This window comes from Hungatella hathewayi WAL-18680 (assembly GCF_000235505.1).
Lineage (GTDB): Bacteria > Bacillota > Clostridia > Lachnospirales > Lachnospiraceae > Hungatella_A > Hungatella_A hathewayi_A.
The window spans coordinates 159,892-181,970 of record NZ_JH379029.1 but is presented as its reverse complement, the minus strand read 5'-3'; the positions used below and the strand labels follow the sequence as shown (position 1 = coordinate 181,970).

The 22,079-nt window shown below is 51.7% G+C and carries 22 protein-coding genes; 21 read left to right on the top strand and 1 reads right to left on the bottom strand.

The window, feature by feature from the left end; genetic code table 11:
• Nucleotides 1–122: 122 nt before the first annotated feature.
• The gene (locus tag HMPREF9473_RS21640) at nt 123–845 is read left to right on the top strand and encodes a FadR/GntR family transcriptional regulator (RefSeq protein WP_080568910.1); all 723 of its coding nucleotides are present in this window, start codon (nt 123–125) and stop codon (nt 843–845) included.
• 80 nt (nt 846–925) lie between these two features.
• On the top strand, nt 926–2,206 hold the full coding sequence (locus tag HMPREF9473_RS21635) for a hypothetical protein (protein ID WP_006782352.1): 1,281 nt from the start codon (nt 926–928) through the stop codon (nt 2,204–2,206).
• A 55-nt stretch (nt 2,207–2,261) separates the two neighbouring features.
• On the opposite strand, the gene HMPREF9473_RS21630 is transcribed toward HMPREF9473_RS21635, so the two are convergent.
• Nucleotides 2,262–2,954 carry a GntR family transcriptional regulator gene (locus HMPREF9473_RS21630; protein WP_006782351.1) on the bottom strand — a complete coding sequence of 231 codons (693 nt, stop codon included), beginning with the start codon at nt 2,952–2,954 and terminating at the stop codon, nt 2,262–2,264.
• Between the two features lie 264 nt (nt 2,955–3,218).
• Here HMPREF9473_RS21630 and HMPREF9473_RS21625 point away from each other — a divergent pair, with 264 nt between their 5' ends.
• The 19 genes from HMPREF9473_RS21625 to HMPREF9473_RS21540 all read left to right on the top strand — a co-directional run bounded on the left by HMPREF9473_RS21625 (nt 3,219) and on the right by HMPREF9473_RS21540 (nt 21,995).
• Entirely contained in the window at nt 3,219–4,421 is a 1,203-nt protein-coding gene (locus HMPREF9473_RS21625; protein ID WP_006782350.1) for an ABC transporter substrate-binding protein, read from the top strand.
• Nucleotides 4,422–4,476: 55 nt separating this feature from the next.
• Nucleotides 4,477–6,270: an ABC transporter permease gene (locus HMPREF9473_RS21620; protein WP_006782349.1), complete on the top strand. Its 1,794-nt coding sequence runs from the start codon at nt 4,477–4,479 to the stop codon at nt 6,268–6,270.
• Between the two features lie 4 nt (nt 6,271–6,274).
• The gene (locus HMPREF9473_RS21615) at nt 6,275–7,390 is read left to right on the top strand and encodes an ABC transporter ATP-binding protein (RefSeq protein ID WP_006782348.1); all 1,116 of its coding nucleotides are present in this window, start codon (nt 6,275–6,277) and stop codon (nt 7,388–7,390) included.
• Nucleotides 7,391–7,474: 84 nt separating this feature from the next.
• Nucleotides 7,475–8,590 carry an iron-containing alcohol dehydrogenase family protein gene (locus tag HMPREF9473_RS21610; RefSeq protein ID WP_006782347.1) on the top strand — a complete coding sequence of 372 codons (1,116 nt, stop codon included), beginning with the start codon at nt 7,475–7,477 and terminating at the stop codon, nt 8,588–8,590.
• A gap of 130 nt (nt 8,591–8,720) precedes the next feature.
• On the top strand, nt 8,721–9,029 hold the full coding sequence (locus tag HMPREF9473_RS21605; RefSeq protein ID WP_006782346.1) for a PTS fructose transporter subunit IIB: 309 nt from the start codon (nt 8,721–8,723) through the stop codon (nt 9,027–9,029).
• 39 nt (nt 9,030–9,068) lie between these two features.
• Nucleotides 9,069–10,184, top strand: coding sequence for a PTS fructose transporter subunit IIC (locus tag HMPREF9473_RS21600; RefSeq protein ID WP_006782345.1), 1,116 nt, complete (start codon nt 9,069–9,071; stop codon nt 10,182–10,184).
• 58 nt (nt 10,185–10,242) lie between these two features.
• Nucleotides 10,243–11,127, top strand: coding sequence for a class II fructose-bisphosphate aldolase (locus HMPREF9473_RS21595; protein ID WP_006782344.1), 885 nt, complete (start codon nt 10,243–10,245; stop codon nt 11,125–11,127).
• Nucleotides 11,128–11,196: 69 nt separating this feature from the next.
• Entirely contained in the window at nt 11,197–13,164 is a 1,968-nt protein-coding gene (locus tag HMPREF9473_RS21590; RefSeq protein ID WP_006782343.1) for a BglG family transcription antiterminator, read from the top strand.
• 12 nt (nt 13,165–13,176) lie between these two features.
• A complete protein-coding gene (locus tag HMPREF9473_RS21585) occupies nt 13,177–13,626 on the top strand; it encodes a PTS sugar transporter subunit IIA (RefSeq protein ID WP_006782342.1) in 450 nt (149 codons plus the stop codon).
• Nucleotides 13,627–13,677: 51 nt separating this feature from the next.
• On the top strand, nt 13,678–14,829 hold the full coding sequence (locus HMPREF9473_RS21580; RefSeq protein WP_006782341.1) for an iron-containing alcohol dehydrogenase: 1,152 nt from the start codon (nt 13,678–13,680) through the stop codon (nt 14,827–14,829).
• A gap of 20 nt (nt 14,830–14,849) precedes the next feature.
• Nucleotides 14,850–15,869 carry a 5-dehydro-2-deoxygluconokinase gene (iolC, locus tag HMPREF9473_RS21575; RefSeq protein ID WP_006782340.1) on the top strand — a complete coding sequence of 340 codons (1,020 nt, stop codon included), beginning with the start codon at nt 14,850–14,852 and terminating at the stop codon, nt 15,867–15,869.
• Between the two features lie 108 nt (nt 15,870–15,977).
• A complete protein-coding gene (locus HMPREF9473_RS21570; RefSeq protein WP_006782339.1) occupies nt 15,978–16,973 on the top strand; it encodes an aldo/keto reductase in 996 nt (331 codons plus the stop codon).
• A 57-nt stretch (nt 16,974–17,030) separates the two neighbouring features.
• A complete protein-coding gene (locus tag HMPREF9473_RS21565; RefSeq protein WP_006782338.1) occupies nt 17,031–17,702 on the top strand; it encodes an RpiB/LacA/LacB family sugar-phosphate isomerase in 672 nt (223 codons plus the stop codon).
• Nucleotides 17,703–17,851: 149 nt separating this feature from the next.
• Complete coding sequence (locus tag HMPREF9473_RS21560) at nt 17,852–18,055, top strand: CopG family transcriptional regulator (protein WP_006782337.1); 204 nt, start codon at nt 17,852–17,854, stop codon at nt 18,053–18,055.
• Between the two features lie 95 nt (nt 18,056–18,150).
• Nucleotides 18,151–18,312 carry a hypothetical protein gene (locus HMPREF9473_RS27865; protein ID WP_006782336.1) on the top strand — a complete coding sequence of 54 codons (162 nt, stop codon included), beginning with the start codon at nt 18,151–18,153 and terminating at the stop codon, nt 18,310–18,312.
• A complete protein-coding gene (locus HMPREF9473_RS21555) occupies nt 18,305–18,637 on the top strand; it encodes a type II toxin-antitoxin system RelE/ParE family toxin (RefSeq protein ID WP_006782335.1) in 333 nt (110 codons plus the stop codon). The genes HMPREF9473_RS27865 and HMPREF9473_RS21555 overlap by 8 nt, the downstream gene beginning before the upstream one ends.
• 122 nt (nt 18,638–18,759) lie before the next feature.
• Nucleotides 18,760–19,149: a protease complex subunit PrcB family protein gene (locus HMPREF9473_RS21550; protein WP_050810109.1), complete on the top strand. Its 390-nt coding sequence runs from the start codon at nt 18,760–18,762 to the stop codon at nt 19,147–19,149.
• 178 nt (nt 19,150–19,327) lie between these two features.
• On the top strand, nt 19,328–19,828 hold the full coding sequence (locus HMPREF9473_RS21545; protein WP_006782333.1) for an RNA polymerase sigma factor: 501 nt from the start codon (nt 19,328–19,330) through the stop codon (nt 19,826–19,828).
• On the top strand, nt 19,815–21,995 hold the full coding sequence (locus HMPREF9473_RS21540; RefSeq protein ID WP_006782332.1) for a beta-propeller domain-containing protein: 2,181 nt from the start codon (nt 19,815–19,817) through the stop codon (nt 21,993–21,995). Before HMPREF9473_RS21545 ends, HMPREF9473_RS21540 begins: the two co-directional genes overlap by 14 nt.
• Nucleotides 21,996–22,079: the final 84 nt, after the last annotated feature.

The window sequence follows — 22,079 nt, the reverse complement described above, 5'->3', positions numbered from 1 at the left end:
TTTACTACGCTCATGTTATCATTTTGTTGGAACGATGTCAATAGGGATTTTAATTTTTTGCTAATTTTGCACAAGAGGGCCTGACAGGAAAAATCCACTTGCAGCTTGTCAGACAAGATGGTATGATGAGTTTGAGGTGGGAAGTTATGAAGGTGGTTAAGAACAATGTCACGGGGCAGATTATTGCCTATATGAAAGAGAATATTGAGAATGGGACCTGGAAGGTGGGGGAGATGATTCCTTCGGAGAATGCGCTGACCAGAGAGCTGGGGGTGTCGCGTGCCAGTGTGCGGGCGGCGATTCAGCAGTTTATCGCCCTTGGGATGATGGAGAGCCGGCACGGGAAGGGGACATTTTTGATATCCGGCGACCTTACGGTGTTTGGTCATCCGGGAGCGGAGGGGAATGCTTACAGTTTTCATGATATTATGAAGTCCCTGGAGTACCGCATCATTGTCGAAAAAGGGGCCGCGGCCCTGGCGGCGGAGCATATCACGGAGGAGGGACTTGGCAGGCTGCGGGAGGAACTGGAGCAGATGCGGGAAAACGTGGGGAACTCCGAGGAATTTGTGCGCTGTGATATGGCATTTCATCGGGAGATTGCCAGGGCGTCGGACAATATGCTGCTGTACCATGGGCTGAACGAGGTGTTAAACAATACGGTGGACTATCATCGCCAGCTGAATCATCTGGTGGGATATCAGAATGGTATTTATTATCACACGGTGATTCTGGAGGCGCTGGAGAAGCGGGACGGAAAGAAAGCGGCCCGGCTGATGAAGAAACATCTTCAGAGTACCAGAAAAGAAGTGGAAGATTATCAGGAGCGGGAATTGGAAGCGTAGATAGGAATCAGATAACTTCACAACTGCGCCAGGCCGCATCAGCTGGGCGCAATTGTTCATGATAAATGGAGGATGGAAATATGAGTATGGAACAGACGGTTTTAAACGGGAAAATGCTTGTGGGCGGATGCGCCGACAGGGAGGAATATGACACCCAGCTTTTGTATTTCACCTGCTCGTCTTTAAGTCAGGATGACGGAAGGATTTATATGCTGACAGATCGGATGGGGAGCCCCAATGTGATGGTGCGGGATATGGTTACCGGGGAAGAACGGATATTGACGGACAACCGGAAGGGAACGCTGAAAAGCTATGTGTACTTTGACGGGGATTATAACCAGGGGCTTGGAAAGGCCAGCGTGTGCCTGGATTCGGTCCGGGATATTGTGTATTATATTCAGGATGATAAGATTTGCAAAGTGGGACTGGACGGGAAGAGTCAGGTACTGAATACGGTGCCGGACGGGCGGATGACGGCATTTACCCATGTCAGCAGCGACGGAAAATTACTCTGCGTGCCAATGACGGATGGACGCTGTCTGGATTATAATCCGGAGACGGAGGGCAGTGGTCTGGATAAGCGGCCGGTATACGATATTGACGGCCGGTGCCAGGAGGAGAATTTGAGCAGTTATCTGTGTGTGTACGATACGGACAGCGGTGAGCTTCTATATGAGAAAGAGGTGCCAAAATGCTGGATTACCCATGTTCAGTTTAACCCACAGAACTCGGAGCAGGTGATGTACAACCATGAATGGTCCAGCTTCGACTGTGGAATCCGGAGAATCTGGCTCTATGACCACAGCACTGACACCATAACCAGGATTCGGACGGAGGGAAATGACACGCTGGGCAATCCGGCCGGCTATGAGAGAAAGGCGGAGGACTGGGTCTGCCATGAGATGTGGAGCGATGACGGCAGAACCATCATCTATCACGGCGGCTATGCAGACGGCCCCGCCATGGTGGGCAGATATGAGCCGGAGAGCGGGAAATACTGGGAAATCGCACTGCCAAAAGATTATGACGCCTACGGCCATTTCACCATGGACAGCCAGGGGAATCTTGTGTGCGACGGCTATTTTAAATATCCATGGGAAGTAAAGAAGGTACGGGAAAACAGCACCGACAACGGTCCGGACCCTCATAAGAAAGATGCGGAATATATCTGCAAGGTCGTGCCTGACTGGGAGAGCGGAACGCTGACGTGGATACCCCTGTGCCGCCATGAGAGCGACTGGCTGGGCCAGGACGCCCATCCCCATCCCATATACAGCCACGCCGGTGACCGGGTATTTTTCAACAGCAGGATGGGGACGACCGTCAATGTGTACTGCGTGTCCGCCAGGACGCCTCTGTAAAAATCATAAAAACGGGAGTATCCTATCAGCGATACTCCCGTTTTTCATACACCTGTCAAAGCTGGTCATTATGTTTCAGCGCCGCGTAGATATGATTTCTCGCATTGCTGATATGGATGGTAATCAATTCTTTTGCCTTATCTTCATCCCCGTTCACCAGGGTTCCCAGAATATTCTGGTGTTCCCGGATGCCCTCCAGCGTCTGCTCCTTGGGCTGCCGCCCGTAGATAAAACTGGAGTACACGTGGGAATTTAAGTTGTGAAAGACCTCCAGCGCCTTGGAGTTGCCGCTGGAAGCGATGTACAGCTCATGAAACCGGTTATCCAGCTCATAGGTCCGGTTATAGTAATCCGCATCCTCAATCAAATCCAGACAGGCGGTCTGACACAGGATGGTATTGTTCAACTGTTCCGTCAGCTCCGGATTCTCCCGTAGGTTCTTTATCACATCGGACACAAAGAACAAATCCAGCATCAGCCGCAGCTCCAAAATCTCATCGATCTCCGCCCAGGATATCATCCGCACCCGCATCCCCTTTCTGGGAATGCTCTCCACCAGACCCTCCGTAATCAGCCGGTTCAGCGCCTGCTTGATAGGCGTCTCACTGACCTGGTACCGCTCCGCCAGAACTCGGCTGTTCAACTTCTCCCCCGGTTTTAAGTGGGAGGCGGCAATCTCTTTCTTGATAACATCATAAATCGTGTCCACCAGGGTCCCTGGCGGGTGAAGCGGATAGTCCATTTCCATCATCCATCTCCTGTAAAATATTCCAAACATACTAATTAAAATTCTATCCCAATCCCATAGGAGTGTCAAGGAAAGAATCCATAAATTCTACGATAACTTGTTTGATATGCATAAACAAGTTTAGAAATTAAAGAATTTTTTATATATTATTTACAAATAAAAAATACCGTGTTATAATCCAAATATGTAAAGTAGATTTTGTATACAAAATATAAAATCTAAAAATCAAAATTACCATCATATCAAACAAAGGGAGGTTAACAAATGAAAAAGAGACAATTGGCAATCACAATGGCAACCGTAATGATTCTTTCCTCACTGGCAGGCTGTGGCAGTTCCTCAGGGGGAGGGGGACAGACCACTGACACAAAGGCGGCGGATACCACAACCGTGGCAGCCACCGATGCACCGCAGACGGAAGCGGCGGCAGTTGACGGGATGTCGGAGGAGGAACTGATTGCAAAGGCGAAGGAGGAAGGCAAACTGGTAGTCTATTCCTGTACGTCCGTGGTGGAAAAATCAGGCGCTCTGTTCACTGAGAAGTATGGAATTCCGATAGAGTTTACCCAGCTGGGCGACAGCGAGATGATAGAGAAGGTTTCCGGCGAGGCGGTGGCAGGTGTCAGCGGTGGTGCGGACGCCATTTTCTGCCAGGACGGCGCCCGTGTGATGGCGGAGCTTGTGACTCCCGGTTATATCCGCAACTATTTGAGCGACAGAATCACGGACAAGGTTCCGGAAAAATGGCAGAATCCGCTGGTGTTCCAGTTCTGTAACAAGATATTCATCTACAACAGCGAGAACGCGGATGAGAATACCTACACCAATATCTGGCAGTTCACGGACCCGCAGTACAAGGGCATTCTCCAGATGAAGGACAGCAACTCCGAGGGCGTGAACATGAACTTCTTCACCATGCTGACCAGAGATGATATCGCGCAGGAGATGGCGGCGGCCTACAAAGATTACTATGGAAAAGACATTGAGCTGACAACGGACAACGCCGGCTACGAGTGGATTAAGATGATTTACGCAAACGGTATGGTGCTTGGCACCTCCGACACGAAGGTATCCGAGGCCGTAGGCGCCAAGGGACAGAGCACCGCTCCGGTTGGACTGTTTACCCTGAACAAATATTCCAAGAAGGATGAGAAGGGGCTGGAGCTTGCCATTGCGGACACCATGCAGCCATTTGCAGGCTTCTACTACCCGATTTATTCCCAGGTGACGACTTACGCGGAGCACCCATATGCGGCACAGCTGTTTATCGAGTATCTGTATACAGAGGAGGGCTGGTCTCCTTACGCACAGAGAATGGGCGATTACAGCGCCAACCCGGCGCTTCCGGCAGGCCCTGGCGACAAGAGCCTGGAAGAGTGGGAGAAGATTCTGATTGCCGAGGACGTGAACTGGGTATATGAGCACAGAATGGATATCGAAGATTTCGTACAGAGCATTGCCCAGTAAACGTGGGAAATGTGAGAGACAACGGTAAGTAAGACAGGAACGGAGGGACAGGCCGTTGAAACAGTGGAATAAAGTAAAAAGTTTTTTGAAAAAACCGTATAATGTGATTCTTCTGGCCCTGGTGATTGTATTATCCTATCTGGTGCTTCTGCCGCTGCTGACCATCCTGAAGGATACGGTGACAGTGCATAACTCGGAAGTGATGAGGATTAAAGGCTCGCAGGTGGGAGATTTCACCTGGTATCACTGGATTAAGATTTTTGCCGATTCCGGCAGCGCCAATATATTTTATAAACCGCTGCTCAATTCACTGGTCTGCGCTGTGGGACCGTGTATCGTGGCGGTGGCCTTCGGTGGCGGGTTCGCCTGGCTGGTGACGAGAACGGATATGAAGTGGAAGGGCGCTATGTCGACTCTCTTCATGTTCCCGTACATCATGCCATCCTGGACCTTGGCGCTGGCCTGGATGAACTTTTTTAAGAACAGCACCGTTGGCGGAGCCCAGGGCATTTTCGCGGCCCTGACGGGGATGGAGCCGCCCAACTGGTTTGCCTACGGACCGCTGCCCATTATTCTGGTGACCGGTCTGCATTACGCCCCGTTTGCCTATATTCTGATTGGCGGTATTCTGCGGAATATGGACGCCAATCTGGAGGAAGCGGCGGTGGTGCTGAAAACCTCGAAGAAGCGGATGATGTGGAAGATTACCGTACCCATGGTAATGCCGGCGGTGCTGTCCGCCATTATCCTCACGTTTTCGTCGGCCATGAGTTCCTTCGCGGTGCCGTCCTTCTTGGGACTGCCAGTGCGCTACTACGTGCTGACGACCCAGTTATACCGGACCCTGAACGGCATGAATCCGGGTTATGGCTATATCATCGCCCTGGTGATGATTCTCATCAGTCTGGTGATTATGTTTATCAATCAGAGGATTATCGGCAGCAGAAAATCCTACACCACGGTGACCGGCAAGAGCGCCAACATTTCCCTGTTCAACCTGAAGGGGGGAAGAAATGCCATCAGCATCATTATGATGGCGCTGGTGCTGTGCGTGTCCATTATCCCCATGGTCAGCTTTGTGCTCCAGTCGGTGATTAAGATTCCGGGGAACTATTCTCCGTCCAACTTCACCCTGGATTTCTGGCTGGCAAGCGCGGGAAATGCCAACGATGTGCAGGACAAGGCCGGCATCCTGGTGAACCCCAACGTTTACAAGGGCTTGATAAACAGTCTGAAGCTGTCCGTGGTCTGCGCGCTGGGCGCCGGAACCGTGGGCTTCCTGGCAGGTTACGCCATTGTCCGCCGCAGAGGGACCAAATTATCCTCCTTTGTGGAGAACCTGACGTTTATCCCGTATCTGATACCGGCGATGGCATTTTCCGCTATCTATCTGTCGCTGTTTGCAGTGAGAAGAGGGCCGATTCCGTCGCTGTACGGAACCTTTGCCCTGCTGGCGATCATCGGCAGCGTGAAATATATGCCCATGGCTTCCAGGTCCGGCGTCAATTCCATGCTGCAGCTGAGCAAGGAGATTGAGGAGGCCGGAATGATTATGGGAGTCAGCTGGTGGAAGCGGATGGTGCGGATTATCATTCCGATCCAGAAATCCACGGTGATTTCCGGGTATCTGCTCCCCTTCATCTCCTGTATGAGAGAGCTGTCCCTGTTTGTGCTGCTGGTGACTCCGGCCAACAAGGTGCTGACGACGATTCTGTTCCAGTACAATGAGAAGGGCTGGGACCAGTACGCCAACGCTATCAACCTGGTTATCATAGCGATCGTGCTGTTTGTAAACTGGCTGGTAAATAAACTGACCGGAGCTTCCATAGACAAAGGAATAGGAGGGTGATGAGATGCCGGAAATCGTGCTGAAACATATTACGAAACAATTTGGGAAATCAAAAGCTGTGGATAACTTAAACCTGGTGATTAACGATGGGGATTTCGTATCCCTTCTGGGACCTTCCGGATGTGGGAAGACCACCACCCTGCGCATGATTGCCGGGCTGGAAACGCCGACGGAGGGCGAGATTATCATTGACGGGAAGGTGGTATTTTCCTCGGAGAAAGGGATTGATTTATCACCGGACAAGCGGGGCGTGGGATTTCTGTTCCAGAACTACGCGCTGTGGCCCCACATGACGGTGTACAAGAATATTGCCTTCGGGCTTGAAAATCTAAAGTGGGAGAAACAGAAGATTAAAGAGCGGGTGGAGGAACTGCTGGACGTGCTGAAAATCCGGGAGTATGTGAACCGGTATCCGGCAGAACTGTCCGGCGGGCAGCAGCAGAGAGTGGCGATTGCCAGAACCCTGGCAACCAACCCCAGCATTCTTCTGATGGATGAACCGCTGTCCAATCTGGATGCCAAGCTAAGAATGGAGATGAGGACGGAACTGAAACGGCTTCATCAGGAGACAAAGGCGACGTTTGTCTATGTGACCCATGACCAGCTGGAAGCCATGACGCTGTCCACGAGAATCTGCCTGATTGAGAAGGGAATCCTTCAGCAGTACAGCCCGCCGCTGGAGATATACGGCCAGCCGGACAATCTGTTTGTGGCTGACTTTGTGGGGAATCCGAATATTAATCTGTACGCCATGGAGGCAAAGACGGTGGACGGACAAGTGGAACTGTCAAGCGATGCGTTCCGGGTCAGCTTTCTGCCAAAGGGCGGTGTAAAACTGCCGGCTGACGGCAGGGTGGTATTGGGGATTCGCCCGGAAGGGATTAAACAAACATCAGATAATTCTCTGAAAGCGGTGGTGGAATCATCTCTGCCGTCCGGCATGGAGACCATTCTGATGAGCCGGATTGGAAGCCAGAAGGTGACGTCGGTTATCTTCGGAAGCGTGGATTTCGCGGTGGATTCGGAGGTGGATTTGGGATTTGACGGGGACCAGTATCTGCTGTTTGAGGCGGAGACGGGGAAACGTCTTGGAAGTGGAGCAATACGAATCAAAGAATAAGCACGCAGCCCCTGCTTTGGCGGGGGCTGTATCAAAGAATTAACATGTCAGACAACTTACAAGTACAGGAGAGATACGGACATCATGAATAAGAACAGATTATCCAGGAGAAACACAATTTATCTTCCGCAGTTTACCATCGGGGAGGATGCCTTTGACGCCTTTGGTGATGAGATGCTTCCCCTTGGGAATACGGCCGCCGTCATTTACGGGGAGAAGGCGTGGGCGGCGTCGAAGGAGGTGGTGGTCCCGGCGCTTAAGCGGGCCGGAATCCGGATGGCGTGCGGGATGCCATACGGTCAGGACGCCACTTTTGAAAACGTGGAACATATGACGAAGAACCTGCAGGTACGGGAGGCAGACTATCTCCTTGCGGTGGGCGGCGGGAAATGTATTGACACGGTGAAGCTGGCGGCGGACCGTCTGGGGAAACCGGTGTTTACCATCCCAAGCATTGCCTCCAACTGTGCGCCGGTGACAAGAATCAGTATTATGTATCACGAGGATGGTTCCTTCCGGGAAATATCCAGGCTGAAGACGGTGCCGGTCCACTGCTTTATCAATCCAAGGATTATCCTGGCGGCCCCGGTCCGCTATCTGTGGGCGGGAATCGGTGACGCCATGGCAAAAAATGTGGAATCCGAGTGGTCTGCCGAGGCGGGAGAGCGGCTGAATTACGGCAGTGAGCTGGGGATTATGGCGGGGCGGCTCTGTTTTACTCCCATCATCCGTGATGCCGGGCAGGCGCTTCGCGATGCAGCGGAGGGGCGAAATTCCGACTCATTGGAGCAGATAATCTTAAACGTCGTCATTTCACCGGGCATCACTTCCGTGACGGTGGCGCCGGAATACAACGGCGGGGTGGCCCACGCCCTGTTCTATGGTTTGACAAGCCGCCATCATATTGAGAGACACCATCTTCACGGGGAGGTGGTCTCTTACGGCACCCTGGTAAATCTGATGCTGGATGTGATGCACGGCGGCAGCAGGGAGCGGTTAAAGGCGGCCTATGAATTCAACCGCTCCCTGGACCTTCCCGTCTGTCTGGCCAATCTGGAGCTGGATGCGTCGGACACGCTTGAGGACGTGCTGGAGGTGACTATGAAAAACCAGGAGCTGCTTCACACTCCCTATCCGGTCAGCAAAGAGGCCATCCATCAGGCAATATTAAACCTGGAAGACTACTCTCCTGGGGCTTGAGTTCCCTCCTCTTGTCCGACATGTATGTCGAAAAAAGTAAAAATTACCGAAACGATATTCCTTTTAAAATTTACCGTGGCACAGCTGCATGTGATAAATTTGAGATAACTTAAAGAAAGGAGGGGCTGATATGAGGATACTGGCAATCACGGCATGTACCGCGGGCATTGCACACACCTATATCGCGAAAGAAAAACTGGAGAATGCGGCAAAGGAATTGGGGGATTCCATCAAGGTGGAGACACAGGGCTCCATCGGTGTTGAGGATGAATTGACTCCGGAAGAAATCAAGGAGGCGGATGTCATTGTGATTTCGGCGGACATCCGGGTCGGCAAAGAGCGGTTCGCGGGCAAACCGGTTGTGGACATTCCCATCAGTATGGTGATGAAATCGCCGAAGGGAGTGCTGACAAAAATCCATGAGAAGCTGGGGAAATAGTTACGGTATGGAATAGCGGAAAGTGAAGGAGGGTTTATAATGGGAACGAGTACAAGAAAGTTTGATATCAAGAAACATGTTATGACCGGTATTTCCTATATGATTCCGGTTGTTGTCTGCGGCGGTATTTTGTGTGCGCTGGCAAAGGGGTTCGGCGGATATGACATCGGCAATGCGGTAGCGGCCGGGGCGACGCCATTTTCCAACTTGAATCCATTTTCATGGCTGGGATTCTGGTGGGGCGTCAATAAGTTAGGTTCTGTGGCTATGGATTTTGCAGTGGCCGTGATGACGGCAGGCGTGGCTTACTCCATCGCCGGACGGCCCGGTATTGTGCCAGGTATCGTCATCGGTTACTGTTCGGCCCAATCGAAAGCCGGATTTTTGGGCGGCCTTTTGATGGCATTTATCATCGGTGCATTTGTCAACTGGATGAAGAAATGGAAGCTGCCAAAATGGTGTGTGGGACTGATGCCGGTTATGTTTATCCCGGTTATCTCCACCTTTGTGTGCGGCATGATATTCCTGTGTGTATTCTCCATTCCTCTGGCTTACATCATGGATGTGTTCCAGCAGTGGATTATCTCTTTGAACGGCGGAGCGAAAGCGGTGATTGGCGGCGTGATTGGCGCCTGTATGGGATTTGATATGGGCGGCCCTGTCAACAAGACGGCTTCCATGGCGGCCAACGCACTGGGAGCGGACGGTATCTACGGACCTATGGCAGCCAAGATTATCGGCGGTATGACTCCTCCGATTGGTATTTTTATCGCAACCTTACTGGCTAAAAAGAAATTTACAAAGGTGGAAGTTGAGACGGCAAAGACCGCGCTTCCTATGGGACTCTGCTTTATCACAGAGGGCGTGCTTCCCTTCGCGGCGGCTGACCCGGCCAGAGTGATTCCAAGTTCCATGCTGGGCTCCGCAGTGGCGGGCGCTCTGGCGGTAGGAATGGGATGTGAGTCCGTGGCGGGACATGGCGGAATCTTCGTCGTGCCGATGATGACGAAGCCCATATGGTTCCTGGTTGCGCTGCTGATTGGCTCGGTGGTGACAGGTGTTGTCTACGCCGCTCTGAAGAAACCGGCGTCCGAGGAGCCTGAGAACAAAGAGGAAGAGGACGTGGACTTCGATTTGGATATACAGATTCAGTAGGGCAGACGTAACAGTTACATATATGACTTTTAAATTGACAAAGAAAGGCAGGATAGATATGCTGGTTTCAATGAAAGCAATTCTGGATGATGCAAACAGAAACAACTATGGCGTGATGGCCATGAACAGTATCAATATCGAGATGGCACGGGCCGGAATCATGGCGGCGGAGGAGGAGCATTCCCCCATCATCATCCAGTTCGGACCGGGTCAGATGAAGAATCATGCACATATGGAGGAAATGGTTCCGGTTGTGAAGGAACTGGCAGAAAGAGTCCACGTTCCGGTGGCGATGAATCTTGACCACGGTGCAGACTTTTATATCATAACGGACTGCATCAATGCGGGATTTACAAACGTGATGTTTGACGGCTCCTCCCTTCCATACGAGGAAAATGTAAAACGAACGGCCATCATCAGCGCCCTTGCCCATGGCATGGGATGCTCCACAGAGGGGGAGCTGGGCCACGTGGGACAGGCGGCGGATGCTGACGATACGGATTTGGATTTATACACCAATCCTGACCAGGCGCTGGACTTCGTGGAGAGAACCGGCGTGGACGCCCTTGCGGTTGCCATCGGCACGGCCCACGGCGCGTACCCGAAAGGAAAGATTCCGAAGCTGGATTTCGAGAGACTTCACCAGTTGAAGGAGACGCTCAAGATGCCTCTGGTACTTCACGGCGGCTCCGGCTCCGGTGAGGAGAACTTGAGAAAGGCCGTGGCCGGCGGCATTAACAAGATTAATGTGTGTACCGACGCCTTTGAGGCCGGGAAAGCGGCCACCTTAAAACTGCTGGAGGAGAATCCGGGGGCGGATTATCTGCATATGTGCATGGCGGCTGAGGCCGGTATCAAGAAATTCGTAAAAGATTATATGAAAGTTATCGGTTCCAGCGGACGCTATATCTATGGCGAAGAAGTGGCTGCCGGCAACGAATAGGAGACAGACAAAAGCGGCAGCCATATCGATAGGAGTGGCTGCCGTTTACGCTAAGAACAGGGTGAGGATTTGAAGAACGATAAAAACGCATTGTATTACAGCAAAATACTGGAATATCTTTTGGATGGGCAGACATATCCCATTGCCCAGCTGGCGGAGCACGTGGGATTGTCCGAGAAGACCGTGAGGACAAAAATCGACCAGCTGAATGCCCGTTTGGAAGAGGGCAATGCGGGATGTATCAGGAAAAAGCAGGGGACCGGCATCTGGCTTGAGATAACCCAGGAGCAGAAGGACGCCATCAGCGCCATGCTGGATTCCGAGAAAATGGATGTTGTGGCGGATTTGGATGCCAGGAACAACCAGCTGATTGGAAAGCTGTTAAAGCTGAATCCCGGCGAGCTTACCACGATTTCACAGATTGCGGAAAGTCTGTATTTAAGCCCGCCGACGGTGGCCAGCCTGATGAAATCGCTGCAGCCCTGGTTCGAGAAGCGGAGCCTTCATATAAGCGCCATCCGAAACAAGGGCGTGTGCCTGGTGGGTGACGAGTACAATTATAGGCTTGCCATCAAGGATTACCTGTTATATATGATGCCGGAGGCCATGGAAGCCCTGCTTGGCAACTTTGCTGCCGGAATTGATATCTACCGGATTCGGCGGATTATCGTCAATGCGGAAAATGCCTGGCGGATTGAACTGGCGGATACCTCTTTTAACATGGCGTGGATTCTGGCCTGCCTGTCTCTGACCAGACGCCATCCGGAACAGGAACACCGGTTTAAGGAGAGCCAGGAGGAGAATATCCAGTATTATGTGGAGTATTCCTTTGCGGAGTCCATCTATCAGCGCATCAGCCGGGAGTTCCAGGTGGAACTGCCGGGCAATGACATTGTGCTGATGGCGATTCTGCTGATTTCGGCCAAGCGGATGAACACCATCCTGGATATCAACAGCGAGGACTACACGAGACAGTACGATGAGAATCTCCAGAATTTTGTGCGCAAGGTCATCGAGACCATCGATTCGGTGTTGGACGCGGGGCTGGTGCAGGATGCCATCTTGTTTGACAGCCTGCTGATTCACATGAGGTCCGCCATCTTCCGGATGAAATATTCCACGGCGGTGATGTCGGAGAGTATTACCAAATATGTAAAAAATGAATATAAACAGACCTTTCTTGCCACCTGGTCCACCAGTTACCTGTTTGAGGAGCAGTATGGAATTCAGGTGACGGAGGATGAGCTGGCGGGGATTGCCCTGTATATCCAGGCAGCTCTGATTCGCCAGAAGAAGGAGAAGCCGCTGTCAGCGGTGCTGGTCAGCCAGAAGGGTCAGGCCAGCAGCCAGCTGGAGATGGAGATGATTAAATACAATCTTCCGGAAATCACGGAGATTAAGGCGGTCAGCAACCATGATTTCTCCACCAGACAGTTCCCGGATGTGGATTTGATTATCAGCACGGCTAACCTGCCCCCTGTGGACACCCGCATTGTCAATGTGGGAGACAGAATCACGGAGCGGGCGCTGGAGGTGATACGGGAAAAGACCAGGGAGATTCAGACAGTACGCCACAGGCAGAGATTCTGTTTCAGCAACATCTGCCACCAGTTGTTCGATATTGATTTGATCTTTGTACGGCCGGATGTGAAGGACAAGACCCAGCTGATTACCATGATGGTGAAGAAGATGGAGGAGAAGGGCGATGTGACGGAGCATTACCTGGCCAGTGTGCTGGAGCGGGAAAATGCAACCACCACCAGTATCGGGCGGGGAATCGCCATCCCCCACGGCAATATGGCGGAGAACAACGAAGCCCGGGTGGCGGTGGCGATTCTTGCGGAGCCGGTGGACTGGTACGGGGAGCCGGTGGACGTGGTATTTCTGCTGGGGGTCAAGATGACATCCTCGTTTGAGATTAAGAAGACAAAACAGTTTTACAAGGATTTTCTGGTTTTGACAGAAAATGATGAGAATCTGGAGACATTGAAAACATTTAATTCCGCATTGGAAATTTATCAATATTTTATTCGGTAGGAGGACAAGGCAATGGCAGTGAAGGAAATTCTGGACAAACGGGTGATAGACCTGGATATGACTGCGAAGACAAAAGACGAAGTCATCCGCCATCTGGCAGGACTTTTGATGGAGGCTGGGTATATCCAGGATTTGGAAGGGTATGTAAAGGATGTGTATCTGCGGGAATCCGAGGGGATTACCGGAATCGGAAACCATGTGGCGATTCCTCACGGAAAGTCCGACTACGTGGACCATGTGGGACTTGCGGTAGGGCGCACCAGGGATATGGTGGAGTGGGAATCCTACGATGAACAGCCGTCGGATTTGTTCTTTCTGTTTGCGGTTCCGGCGGATTCGGAGGGGGCGAAGGACCATTTAAGGCTCATTGCGGAGCTGGCCGGCAAGCTGGGAAATGACAGCATTATGACGAAGCTGCAGACGGCCAAGTCTTACGACGAGCTGCTGGAAGCGTTTGCGTGAGAGCATTTGTGCCCGTGCGCGGGGATGAAATGGGAATAGAAGGAGGCAGTTATGGCAGATGTATTTATGGCGCCGGGGCGGATTGTCAGCGGTGTGGATGCGCTTGGCGGGGCGGCTGACGCCATTCGGGAGCTTGGTGAGAAGGCGTTAATTGTCACGGACGGGATGATGCGCAAGCTGGGGAATCTTGACCGGCTGACGAACATGCTGGAGGCAAGCGGAATCAGGTATGCGGTGGAGGATGGGATTAACGGGGAGCCGGATGACGGGATGATTCTTCATGGATTATCGGTGTATCAGAAGGAGAACTGCGACTTTCTCATTGCGCTTGGCGGCGGAAGCCCGATTGATTCTATGAAGGCCATCGCCATGCTGGCTGTCTGCGGCGGGAGACCGGCGGATTATATGGGAAAGACGGTGACACGGAAGCTGTGCCCCATGGCGGCGGTGCCGACCACGGCGGGGACCGGCTCGGAGGCGACGCAGTTTACTATTATTACCGACAGGGCCACCCAGGTGAAAATGCTGCTGAAGGGTCCGTCCCTGATGCCGGACCTGGCGGTGATTGACCCGGCCTTTACCGTGACGGCGCCAAAGGGCGTGACGGCAGCCACCGGTGTGGATGCGTTGACCCATGCCATCGAGGCGTACACGTCGAGGAAGGCACAGCCGTTGTCGGATACCTTTGCGTTGTCGGCATGCCAGCGGATATTTGCCAGTCTGAGGAAGGTCTGGGAGGACGGGCAGGACAGGGAAGGGCGGATTCAGATGTCTCTGGCGGCGCTGGAGGCGGGGATGGCGTTTAACAACGCTTCCGTCACGGTTGTACATGGCATGAGCCGCCCAATCGGGGCTATGTTTCATGTCCCCCATGGGATATCCAATGCCATGCTGCTGAATGTCTGTCTGGAGTATGTGCTGGACGGGGCGGTGGAGCGGTTTGCGGGACTGGCGAGAGCCTGCGGGCTGGCGGATGCAGGTGACAGTGATGGGGAGGCGGCACAGGCTTTTGTGGATGCGGTGCGGCGGCTGTTGAGGGAGATCGAGATTCCGACACCGGCTGAGTACGGCATTGCCAGGGAGGAATTTCTGGCCGCGGTTCCAAAGATGGCCCGGGATGCCGCGGCGTCGGGGAGTCCGGCCAATACACGGAAAGAGATAACCGTGGAGGCCATGGAGGAACTTTATAAAAAGCTTTGGTGAGAGAGAAATGAGGGAGAGTCATGAGATATATTACGTTTGATGAAAGCCGACCCTATGATTTGATACTGCTGGGGCGGATTGCCATTGATTTTAACCCGCTGGATTACTACAAGACGCTGGCGGAGAGCGAGACCTACCGAAAGTACGTGGGCGGCTCCCCGGCCAATATCGCGGTGGGGATGTCCAGACTTGGGATGAAATGCGGGTTCTTTGCCCGGGTTTCGGATGACCGGTTTGGAGAGTTTGTGACAGAGTTTTTCGAGAAAGAGGGGATTGATACATCCCATATCAGGAAGTGCGGGAATGGGGAGAGTCTCGGACTTACCTTCACGGAGATTCTGAGCCATGATGAGAGCAATATATTGATGTACCGCAATGGGATTGCAGACTTGTCGCTGTCGCCGGAGGATATTGATGAGGAGTATGTAAGCCAGGCGAAGGCGGTGCTGATATCCGGCACGGCGCTGGCGGCCAGCCCGTCCAGAGAGGCGGCGCTGAAGACAGTGGCATTGGCGAAGAAGTGTGGGGCGAAAGTGATTTTTGATATTGATTACCGGGCCTACAATTGGAAGAGTGAGGATGAGATTGCGGTCTACTATTCGGCGGTTGCCAGGGACAGCGACATTATCCTGGGGTCCAGGGAAGAGTATGATTTGACGGAGCGGCTGCTGGGGCTGGATGGGACGGATGAGACATCCGCGAAGTACTGGTGCGGGCAGCAGGCTTCCATTGTGGTGATTAAGCACGGTAAGCAGGGCTCCACCGCTTACACGAAGGATGGGAAATCCTACTCCATCAAGCCGTTTCCGGTGGATGCGCTGAAGGGATTTGGCGGCGGGGACGGATATGCGTCCAGTTTCCTGTATGGTGTATACAAGGGGCTGGAGATGACGGACTGTCTGGAACTTGGCTCCGCGTCGGCATCCATGCTGGTGGCTTCCCACGGGTGCAGTCCGGATATGCCGGTCCTGGAGGAATTGCAGGCGTTTATGAAGAAGGAAAAAGAGACTTACGGGGAAATGGTGGCGAGAGTGGAGTAGGACGGCCGTGTGGGGTGAAGTTTAAGGCATGAGGTGAGGAAGCACTGGGATGTTTCGGAGCAGCGGGTAAGGGAGCAGCCGGGAAACAGGGCAGAAAGGGAGGACAGAATGGAGAAACGGATGATTGGTAAATCCGGTTTGGAGTCCAGCGCGCTGGCACTGGGGTGCTGGGCGATTGGCGGCGGAGAATGGTGGGGGGATAACGACGATAAGATGTCGGTTGACACCATTCTCCGTGGGATGGAGCTGGGGATTAACTGGATTGATACGGCCCGTGTCTATGGATTCGGGCACAGTGAGGAGGTTGTGGGGAAGGCGCTGAAGGCAGCAGGCCGCCACAATCTGCTGGTGTCCACTAAGTGCGGCATTCAGTGGTATGACGGCGGCGGAGAACTGCATTTTACAAAGGAAGGGCATGAGGTGCGCAGGGATTTGTCACCGAAGGCGATTCGGCGTGATTTGGAGTTGAGCCTGAAAACGCTCCAGACGGATTACATTGATATCTATTATACCCACTGGCAGTGCATGACCTACGGTCTGGTGCCGGTGGAGGAAACTATGGGCGAGCTTCTGAAAATGAAGCAGGAGGGAAAGATTCGGGCGATTGGCGCCTCCAATGTGAATCTTCAGGTGATGAGGGATTATGTGGCGGCCGGGCAGCTGGATGTGATTCAGGAGAAGCTGAGCATTCTGGACCGGAAGCCGGAGGCGGAGCTGCTGCCGTTCTGTGAGGAGCACGGCATTACCCTCCAGACCTACTCGCCCATTGAGCAGGGACTGCTGGCCGGCCGGGCGTCTGACGATTATGTGCCACAGAAGGGGGAGGTCCGGGATGGAAAGGTCTGGTGGAAGCCGGAGAATATCCGCAGGGCCAACCGGATGCTTGCCGGGTGGAAGGATTTGACGGAGAAATATAACTGCACGCTGGCCAATCTGTGCATCCGCTGGAATTCCATGCTGTCGCCAAATATCAATGTGCTTTGCGGCGCGAGAAAGTTGTCCCAGATTGAAGACACGGCAAAATCCATGGATGTACCGTTGTCGAGAGAAGATTTCCTGCGGATGAAGATGGATGCGGACGAGGCCATCGCAGAGCAGGTGTAACCAGGTTATTCTAACAAATAATATAAAAATCAATTAGGAAAAGTGAGGAGAATGAACATGAAAATTGCAGTATTAAACGAATTCAGCCAGGCACCGAAGAATGAGATTGTTGTCAACGAGTTAAAGAAGGTGGTTGAGCCTATGGGGCATCAGGTATACAATGCAGCCATGGAAAAACCGCTGACAGACCAGGATATCCCGGAAGCCTATACACCGGAGAATCCACGTCTGACCTATTTACATCTGGGCATCCAGGCCGCCCTCCTGTTAAACTCCGGCGCCGTAGACTTCGTCGTCACCGGCTGCGGCACCGGCCAGGGCGCTTTAATGTCCTTAAACATGTACCCAGGCGTTGTCTGCGGCTACTGTATCGAGCCAACCGACGCCTATCTGTTCTTACAGATCAACAACGGCAACGCCCTGTCCATCCCCTACGCCAAAGGCTTCGGCTGGGGCGCGGAGCTGAACTTAAACAACATCTTCACAAGAGCCTTCGGCTCCCCCAAAGGCATGGGCTACCCAGATGGCCGCAAAGAAGCCCAGAACCGCAACGCCAACCTGCTGTTCGAAGTAAAAAAACAGGTAGCCAAACCCCTCCTGGAAGCCCTGAAATCCATAGATCCCCAGCTGGTAAAAGAATGCATGATTCCGAGATTTTTGGAGTGCTTTTATGAGGGATGTAAGGATGAGGAGATTAGGGCGTTTGTGGATGAGGTGGTGAAGTTATAAGATTGTATTTAGTGGGCGGAGAAGACTCGAAAGAGGATTCTCCGCTTTTGAATTTATAGCGTGATAACTTGATTTTCTCGTATATTATGGATATAATAAAATCATCAAAAAAAGCGCGAATTCATTAAATGGATAGAACAGGCGGAGAGATGGGAGAGAATTTTGTTGTCCGTCCGAAACGTTCGGATAAAAAAGAAGATAAATCGGTTATCATGACAATCCGCATAGATCGAGAGTTACAGGAAGAGTATGATAAACTGGCAGGGAAGAGCAGCCGGTCAAGAAATGAATTGATAAACATGGCTCTCCGCTATGCCCTGGCAAATCTTGAATTTGTGCCAGATGAGGAATGAGTGCTTGAATAATTGTATGTACAAAGTTATAATACTCATATAAGAAAGTCTATAATGATTGTGAACCGCTTGTGTCCAGTGAGGAGATGATAGATATGACAACGACCACAAAGCAGGAATACGAGGCTGAGAGAAAGAATAATCAGTCGGATGTCAGAGAGATGGTTATGAAGGCGATTGACCAGATAGGTCAGGGAAAGACAAAAGATTTTAGCGAAGTATGTAAGCGACTGGAGAAAAAATATACAAATGCATAGATATAACTTAAGAATTACGGAGTATGCAGAGCAGGACTTGGAAGATATAGGTGATTATATTGCTTTTGAGTTGAAAAATTCCAAATCTGCTGTTCAAATGATCCAGGACCTTCGCAAGGAGATGACGTCACTGGCAATGCTTCCGGAACGCCATGAATTGGATGAAGATGACGTTTTGGCTTCTTTGGGCGTAAGGAAGTGTTATTATAAAAACTATAAGATATATTATATGCTGCAAAAACAGACGGATGCTGTCATAATCCTCCGTATTTTACATATGCTTGTTGATAGCAGAGCAAAGTTATACCGGTTGTTTGGTATTTAGATAGAATAAAAAATATAAATGCATAATTACGAACCCCCTCTCATAGAATGTTAATAATCAATCTATGAGGGGGTTCTTTTATGAGAAAATCGTTGAGCTTGAAAGCAGCGCTGCTGACGTTGATGGTAATATGGGTGGTTGTGGCGAGGATGTTGAGTGGGTGTAGTCTGGCGAAGGACGATGGGGGGAAGGTTCGGGATTTGGATTTTACCGTGGTAGGCGAAACGGATATTCCGGAAGAACTTCGCAGTATCATCGCAGAGAAAAAAGCGCAGCCGTTTAAACTGACGTACAGCGACAATGAAAATCTGTACATAGTGGTGGGCTACGGTCCACAGAATACCGGCGGATACAGCATCGCCGTAAAGGAACTGTACTTAACGGATAATTCCATCGTGATAGACACGGAGCTGATTGGCCCGGCCAAGGGAGAGAATCCGGCGGCGGAGACTTCCTATCCGTATGTGGTGGTGAAGACGGAATACCTGGAAAATCCGGTGGTGTTCCAGTAAAGCAGCAGTGTTTCAAAAATAATACCAGGCGTTTTCCCGAAACCCGGCCCGCGTTGCGGCGGCCGGGTTTTTTGATGCCGTTTTTTATGTTACAATCAAAATAAGAATATTTTACATTCCCATGCAACACTTCCGGTGAAAAATGACACTTATAGGATATAGAAAAGGGGGGATACAGGTGTCTCAGATAACGTTTGAGGAGAATTACAGACAGGTTTACAGAGATTTATACCGATTTGCATTGTACACTCTTGGCAATCCCCAGGATGCGGAGGATGTGGTCAGCGACGCGGTGGTGGATGCCTATCAGAGCTATGGAAAGCTGCGAAACCAGGAGGCATTTCGCGCCTGGATATTCAAGATACTGACGGCAAAATGCAAACGGAAGCTGAAAGAGTATGTCAATAAGACGGTGGAACTGGAGGAATCCGGTCTGGCGCAGGAGGACAGAGAGTGGACGGTGGAGGAGTCCCAGGACGTGAGGGACGCATTTTTCACCCTCAGCGAGGAGGAGCGGCTGATTATCTCCATGTCCGTGTTTGGCGGGTACAACAGTAAGGAGATTGGAAAGAGTCTGCTGATTCGTGACACGACGGTCCGCTCCAAACTGTCCCGGGCGTTTGACAAAATGCAGAAGGTTCTGGAAGGCCAGAAAGGAGGAGCATATGAAGCAGGATGAGATTGACAGATTTTTAAAGAAAATAGAAAAGTCCGCCCAGGATGTTCCTGTGCCGGAGAAACTTCGGCCGGAGCAGATGATGAAGAAACTGGAAGGACTTGAACAGGAACAAAAACAGGATGAGAAACCGAATCATTATAATAGAAGGAAATGGAGCCGCCCCGCAGAATTCGGCGTGCTGGCGGCGGCCGCCCTGGTTACGATTTTGGCCGCCGTCCAGATTCAAAATGCCTATATAACCGTGGAACCTGGCAAGAAGGGCGAAACAGCGACCGAAGCCGCCATGCCGGAAGATGCCAACACTGAAACAGAAGCAGAAACAGAGGCGGAAGGCGCCATCGAGGAGGCCGAGAACCCTGAGGCAAAGAAATATGCCGCCAAAAGCTACCAGGAGATTTACCAGAAAATCAAATTATACGGGGACGCCAATTACATGGACGGCGGCATAGTGGAATCCCCGACAGGGGCAAATCCGGCTGAGGGGGAGGCCATGGCAGGCGGCGGCACCACTACCGGCTCCGCTATGAGAGAAGAATCCGCAGGGAGTTCCCAGATGACCCAGATGGAGAAAGAAACCGCCATTGCAAACACCACATCCAAGGAGTTCTCCGACACCAACGTACAGGTAGAGGGCGTAGACGAGGGCGACATCGTCAAGACAGACGGAGCCTATCTCTACATCATGTCCTTCGACTCCGGCAGGATACAGATTGTGGAGGCCAATGGCAGCAATCCGAAAAAGCGTGGAGTGATATCAGACACCTCAACCACCAGAGAATCCCGTTCCATCCAGGAATTCTACATTAACGGCGACAGATTGTCTGTTATCCGCCAGGCATATGTCCCCTATGAGGAGGATGACAGAGTGAAAAGCTACTACCAGGACCAGGGAGTTGAGGACATCGGCGGAATGCGTGCCATATATAGTTACGCTTACCCGGCAAAGAGCATCACCTACTTAGAGACCTATGACATCAGCGACAGGGATAATCCGAAACTTCTTGGCACAATCACCCAGGATGGAACCTACAAAAGTTCCCGGCGTGTGGACGATGATATTTACCTGTTCACCATCTACTACGCCAATCATTTCCAGGATGTGAAGAGGACGGAAAGCTACATTCCGGCGGTGAATGGAACCGTACTTCCCTACGACAGCATTTACATCCCGGAACAGGTAGACGGGGCGGGGTATACGGTGATTTCCTCAGTAAATATGAAGAATCCGTCCAAAACAACCAGCCAGAAGGCCGTGGTTGCGGACGGGGACCAGTTCTATGTCAGCGGGTCCAACATTTACATCGGTTCCACCCGCTACGATGGAAGGGCCAGCCAGTACGACTATACGGAATTGATAAAGCTGTCCTACAAAAACGGCAGGATCACTTTTCAGGCCCATGGAAATGTGGACGGTTATCTCAACGACCAGTTCTCCCTGGACGAATACCAGGGCAAGCTCCGCCTTGTGAGCACTCTGTCTCATAATAACGGCAGCAGTACCAACTCTCTGCTGGTGCTGGATGAAAATCTGAAGGTCATCGGCGAGATAGAGGACCTGGCTCCGGGAGAGCAGATATACTCAGCCAGATTTATGGGCGATACGGGCTACTTTGTCACCTTCCGAAACATGGACCCGCTGTTCTCCGTGGATTTGAAGGACCCGAAGAACCCAAAGATTTTAGGTGAGCTGAAAATCACCGGCTTCTCCGAGTACCTTCACCCCTACGATGAGAACCTGCTTCTCGGCATCGGCCGTGAAATCAGCCCGGATACCGGCAACTTCAAGGGACTGAAATTGTCCATGTTCGACATTTCCAATCCGAAGGATGTGAGGGAGATACGGAAAACCGTGGAGAAATCCTATGAATCCAGCCCGGCCTGGGATAACCACAAGGCTGTGGCCATTTCCTCCGGGAAACGGGTGATTGGCTTTGCCGTGGAGGAGTATGACAAGGTGTCCAGAGAGTGGAAATACAATTATGTGGTATACTCCTACGACAAAAACCAGGGATTTAAACAGGTCCTGTCCTACGAACTTCAGGACGACTACAATTATGAAAATGTCCGGGGACTGTACATCGGCCAGTACTTCTATGTGGTGGAGAGCAGACGGGTCACCGTATTCGATATGAAGAAATTTGTGCAGGCCGGACAGGTAAAATATTAAAAAAGGTTCTTTTTTATCTCGTTCACATATGTTATACTAGGCTCAATTATTCTTTTTTATAGTTGACCCGCTAATGCAGACAAG

Coding starts and splice junctions, on each gene's coding strand:
- HMPREF9473_RS21640 (WP_080568910.1), top strand. CDS start 123: ATGATGAGTTTGAGGTGGGAAGTTATGAAGGTGGTTAAGAACAATGTC.
- HMPREF9473_RS21635 (WP_006782352.1), top strand. CDS start 926: ATGAGTATGGAACAGACGGTTTTAAACGGGAAAATGCTTGTGGGCGGA.
- HMPREF9473_RS21630 (WP_006782351.1), bottom strand. CDS start 2,954: ATGGAAATGGACTATCCGCTTCACCCGCCAGGGACCCTGGTGGACACG.
- HMPREF9473_RS21625 (WP_006782350.1), top strand. CDS start 3,219: ATGAAAAAGAGACAATTGGCAATCACAATGGCAACCGTAATGATTCTT.
- HMPREF9473_RS21615 (WP_006782348.1), top strand. CDS start 6,275: ATGCCGGAAATCGTGCTGAAACATATTACGAAACAATTTGGGAAATCA.
- HMPREF9473_RS21610 (WP_006782347.1), top strand. CDS start 7,475: ATGAATAAGAACAGATTATCCAGGAGAAACACAATTTATCTTCCGCAG.
- HMPREF9473_RS21605 (WP_006782346.1), top strand. CDS start 8,721: ATGAGGATACTGGCAATCACGGCATGTACCGCGGGCATTGCACACACC.
- HMPREF9473_RS21600 (WP_006782345.1), top strand. CDS start 9,069: ATGGGAACGAGTACAAGAAAGTTTGATATCAAGAAACATGTTATGACC.
- HMPREF9473_RS21595 (WP_006782344.1), top strand. CDS start 10,243: ATGCTGGTTTCAATGAAAGCAATTCTGGATGATGCAAACAGAAACAAC.
- HMPREF9473_RS21585 (WP_006782342.1), top strand. CDS start 13,177: ATGGCAGTGAAGGAAATTCTGGACAAACGGGTGATAGACCTGGATATG.
- HMPREF9473_RS21580 (WP_006782341.1), top strand. CDS start 13,678: ATGGCAGATGTATTTATGGCGCCGGGGCGGATTGTCAGCGGTGTGGAT.
- iolC (WP_006782340.1), top strand. CDS start 14,850: ATGAGATATATTACGTTTGATGAAAGCCGACCCTATGATTTGATACTG.
- HMPREF9473_RS21570 (WP_006782339.1), top strand. CDS start 15,978: ATGGAGAAACGGATGATTGGTAAATCCGGTTTGGAGTCCAGCGCGCTG.
- HMPREF9473_RS21565 (WP_006782338.1), top strand. CDS start 17,031: ATGAAAATTGCAGTATTAAACGAATTCAGCCAGGCACCGAAGAATGAG.
- HMPREF9473_RS21560 (WP_006782337.1), top strand. CDS start 17,852: ATGGGAGAGAATTTTGTTGTCCGTCCGAAACGTTCGGATAAAAAAGAA.
- HMPREF9473_RS27865 (WP_006782336.1), top strand. CDS start 18,151: ATGACAACGACCACAAAGCAGGAATACGAGGCTGAGAGAAAGAATAAT.
- HMPREF9473_RS21555 (WP_006782335.1), top strand. CDS start 18,305: ATGCATAGATATAACTTAAGAATTACGGAGTATGCAGAGCAGGACTTG.
- HMPREF9473_RS21550 (WP_050810109.1), top strand. CDS start 18,760: ATGGTAATATGGGTGGTTGTGGCGAGGATGTTGAGTGGGTGTAGTCTG.
- HMPREF9473_RS21540 (WP_006782332.1), top strand. CDS start 19,815: ATGAAGCAGGATGAGATTGACAGATTTTTAAAGAAAATAGAAAAGTCC.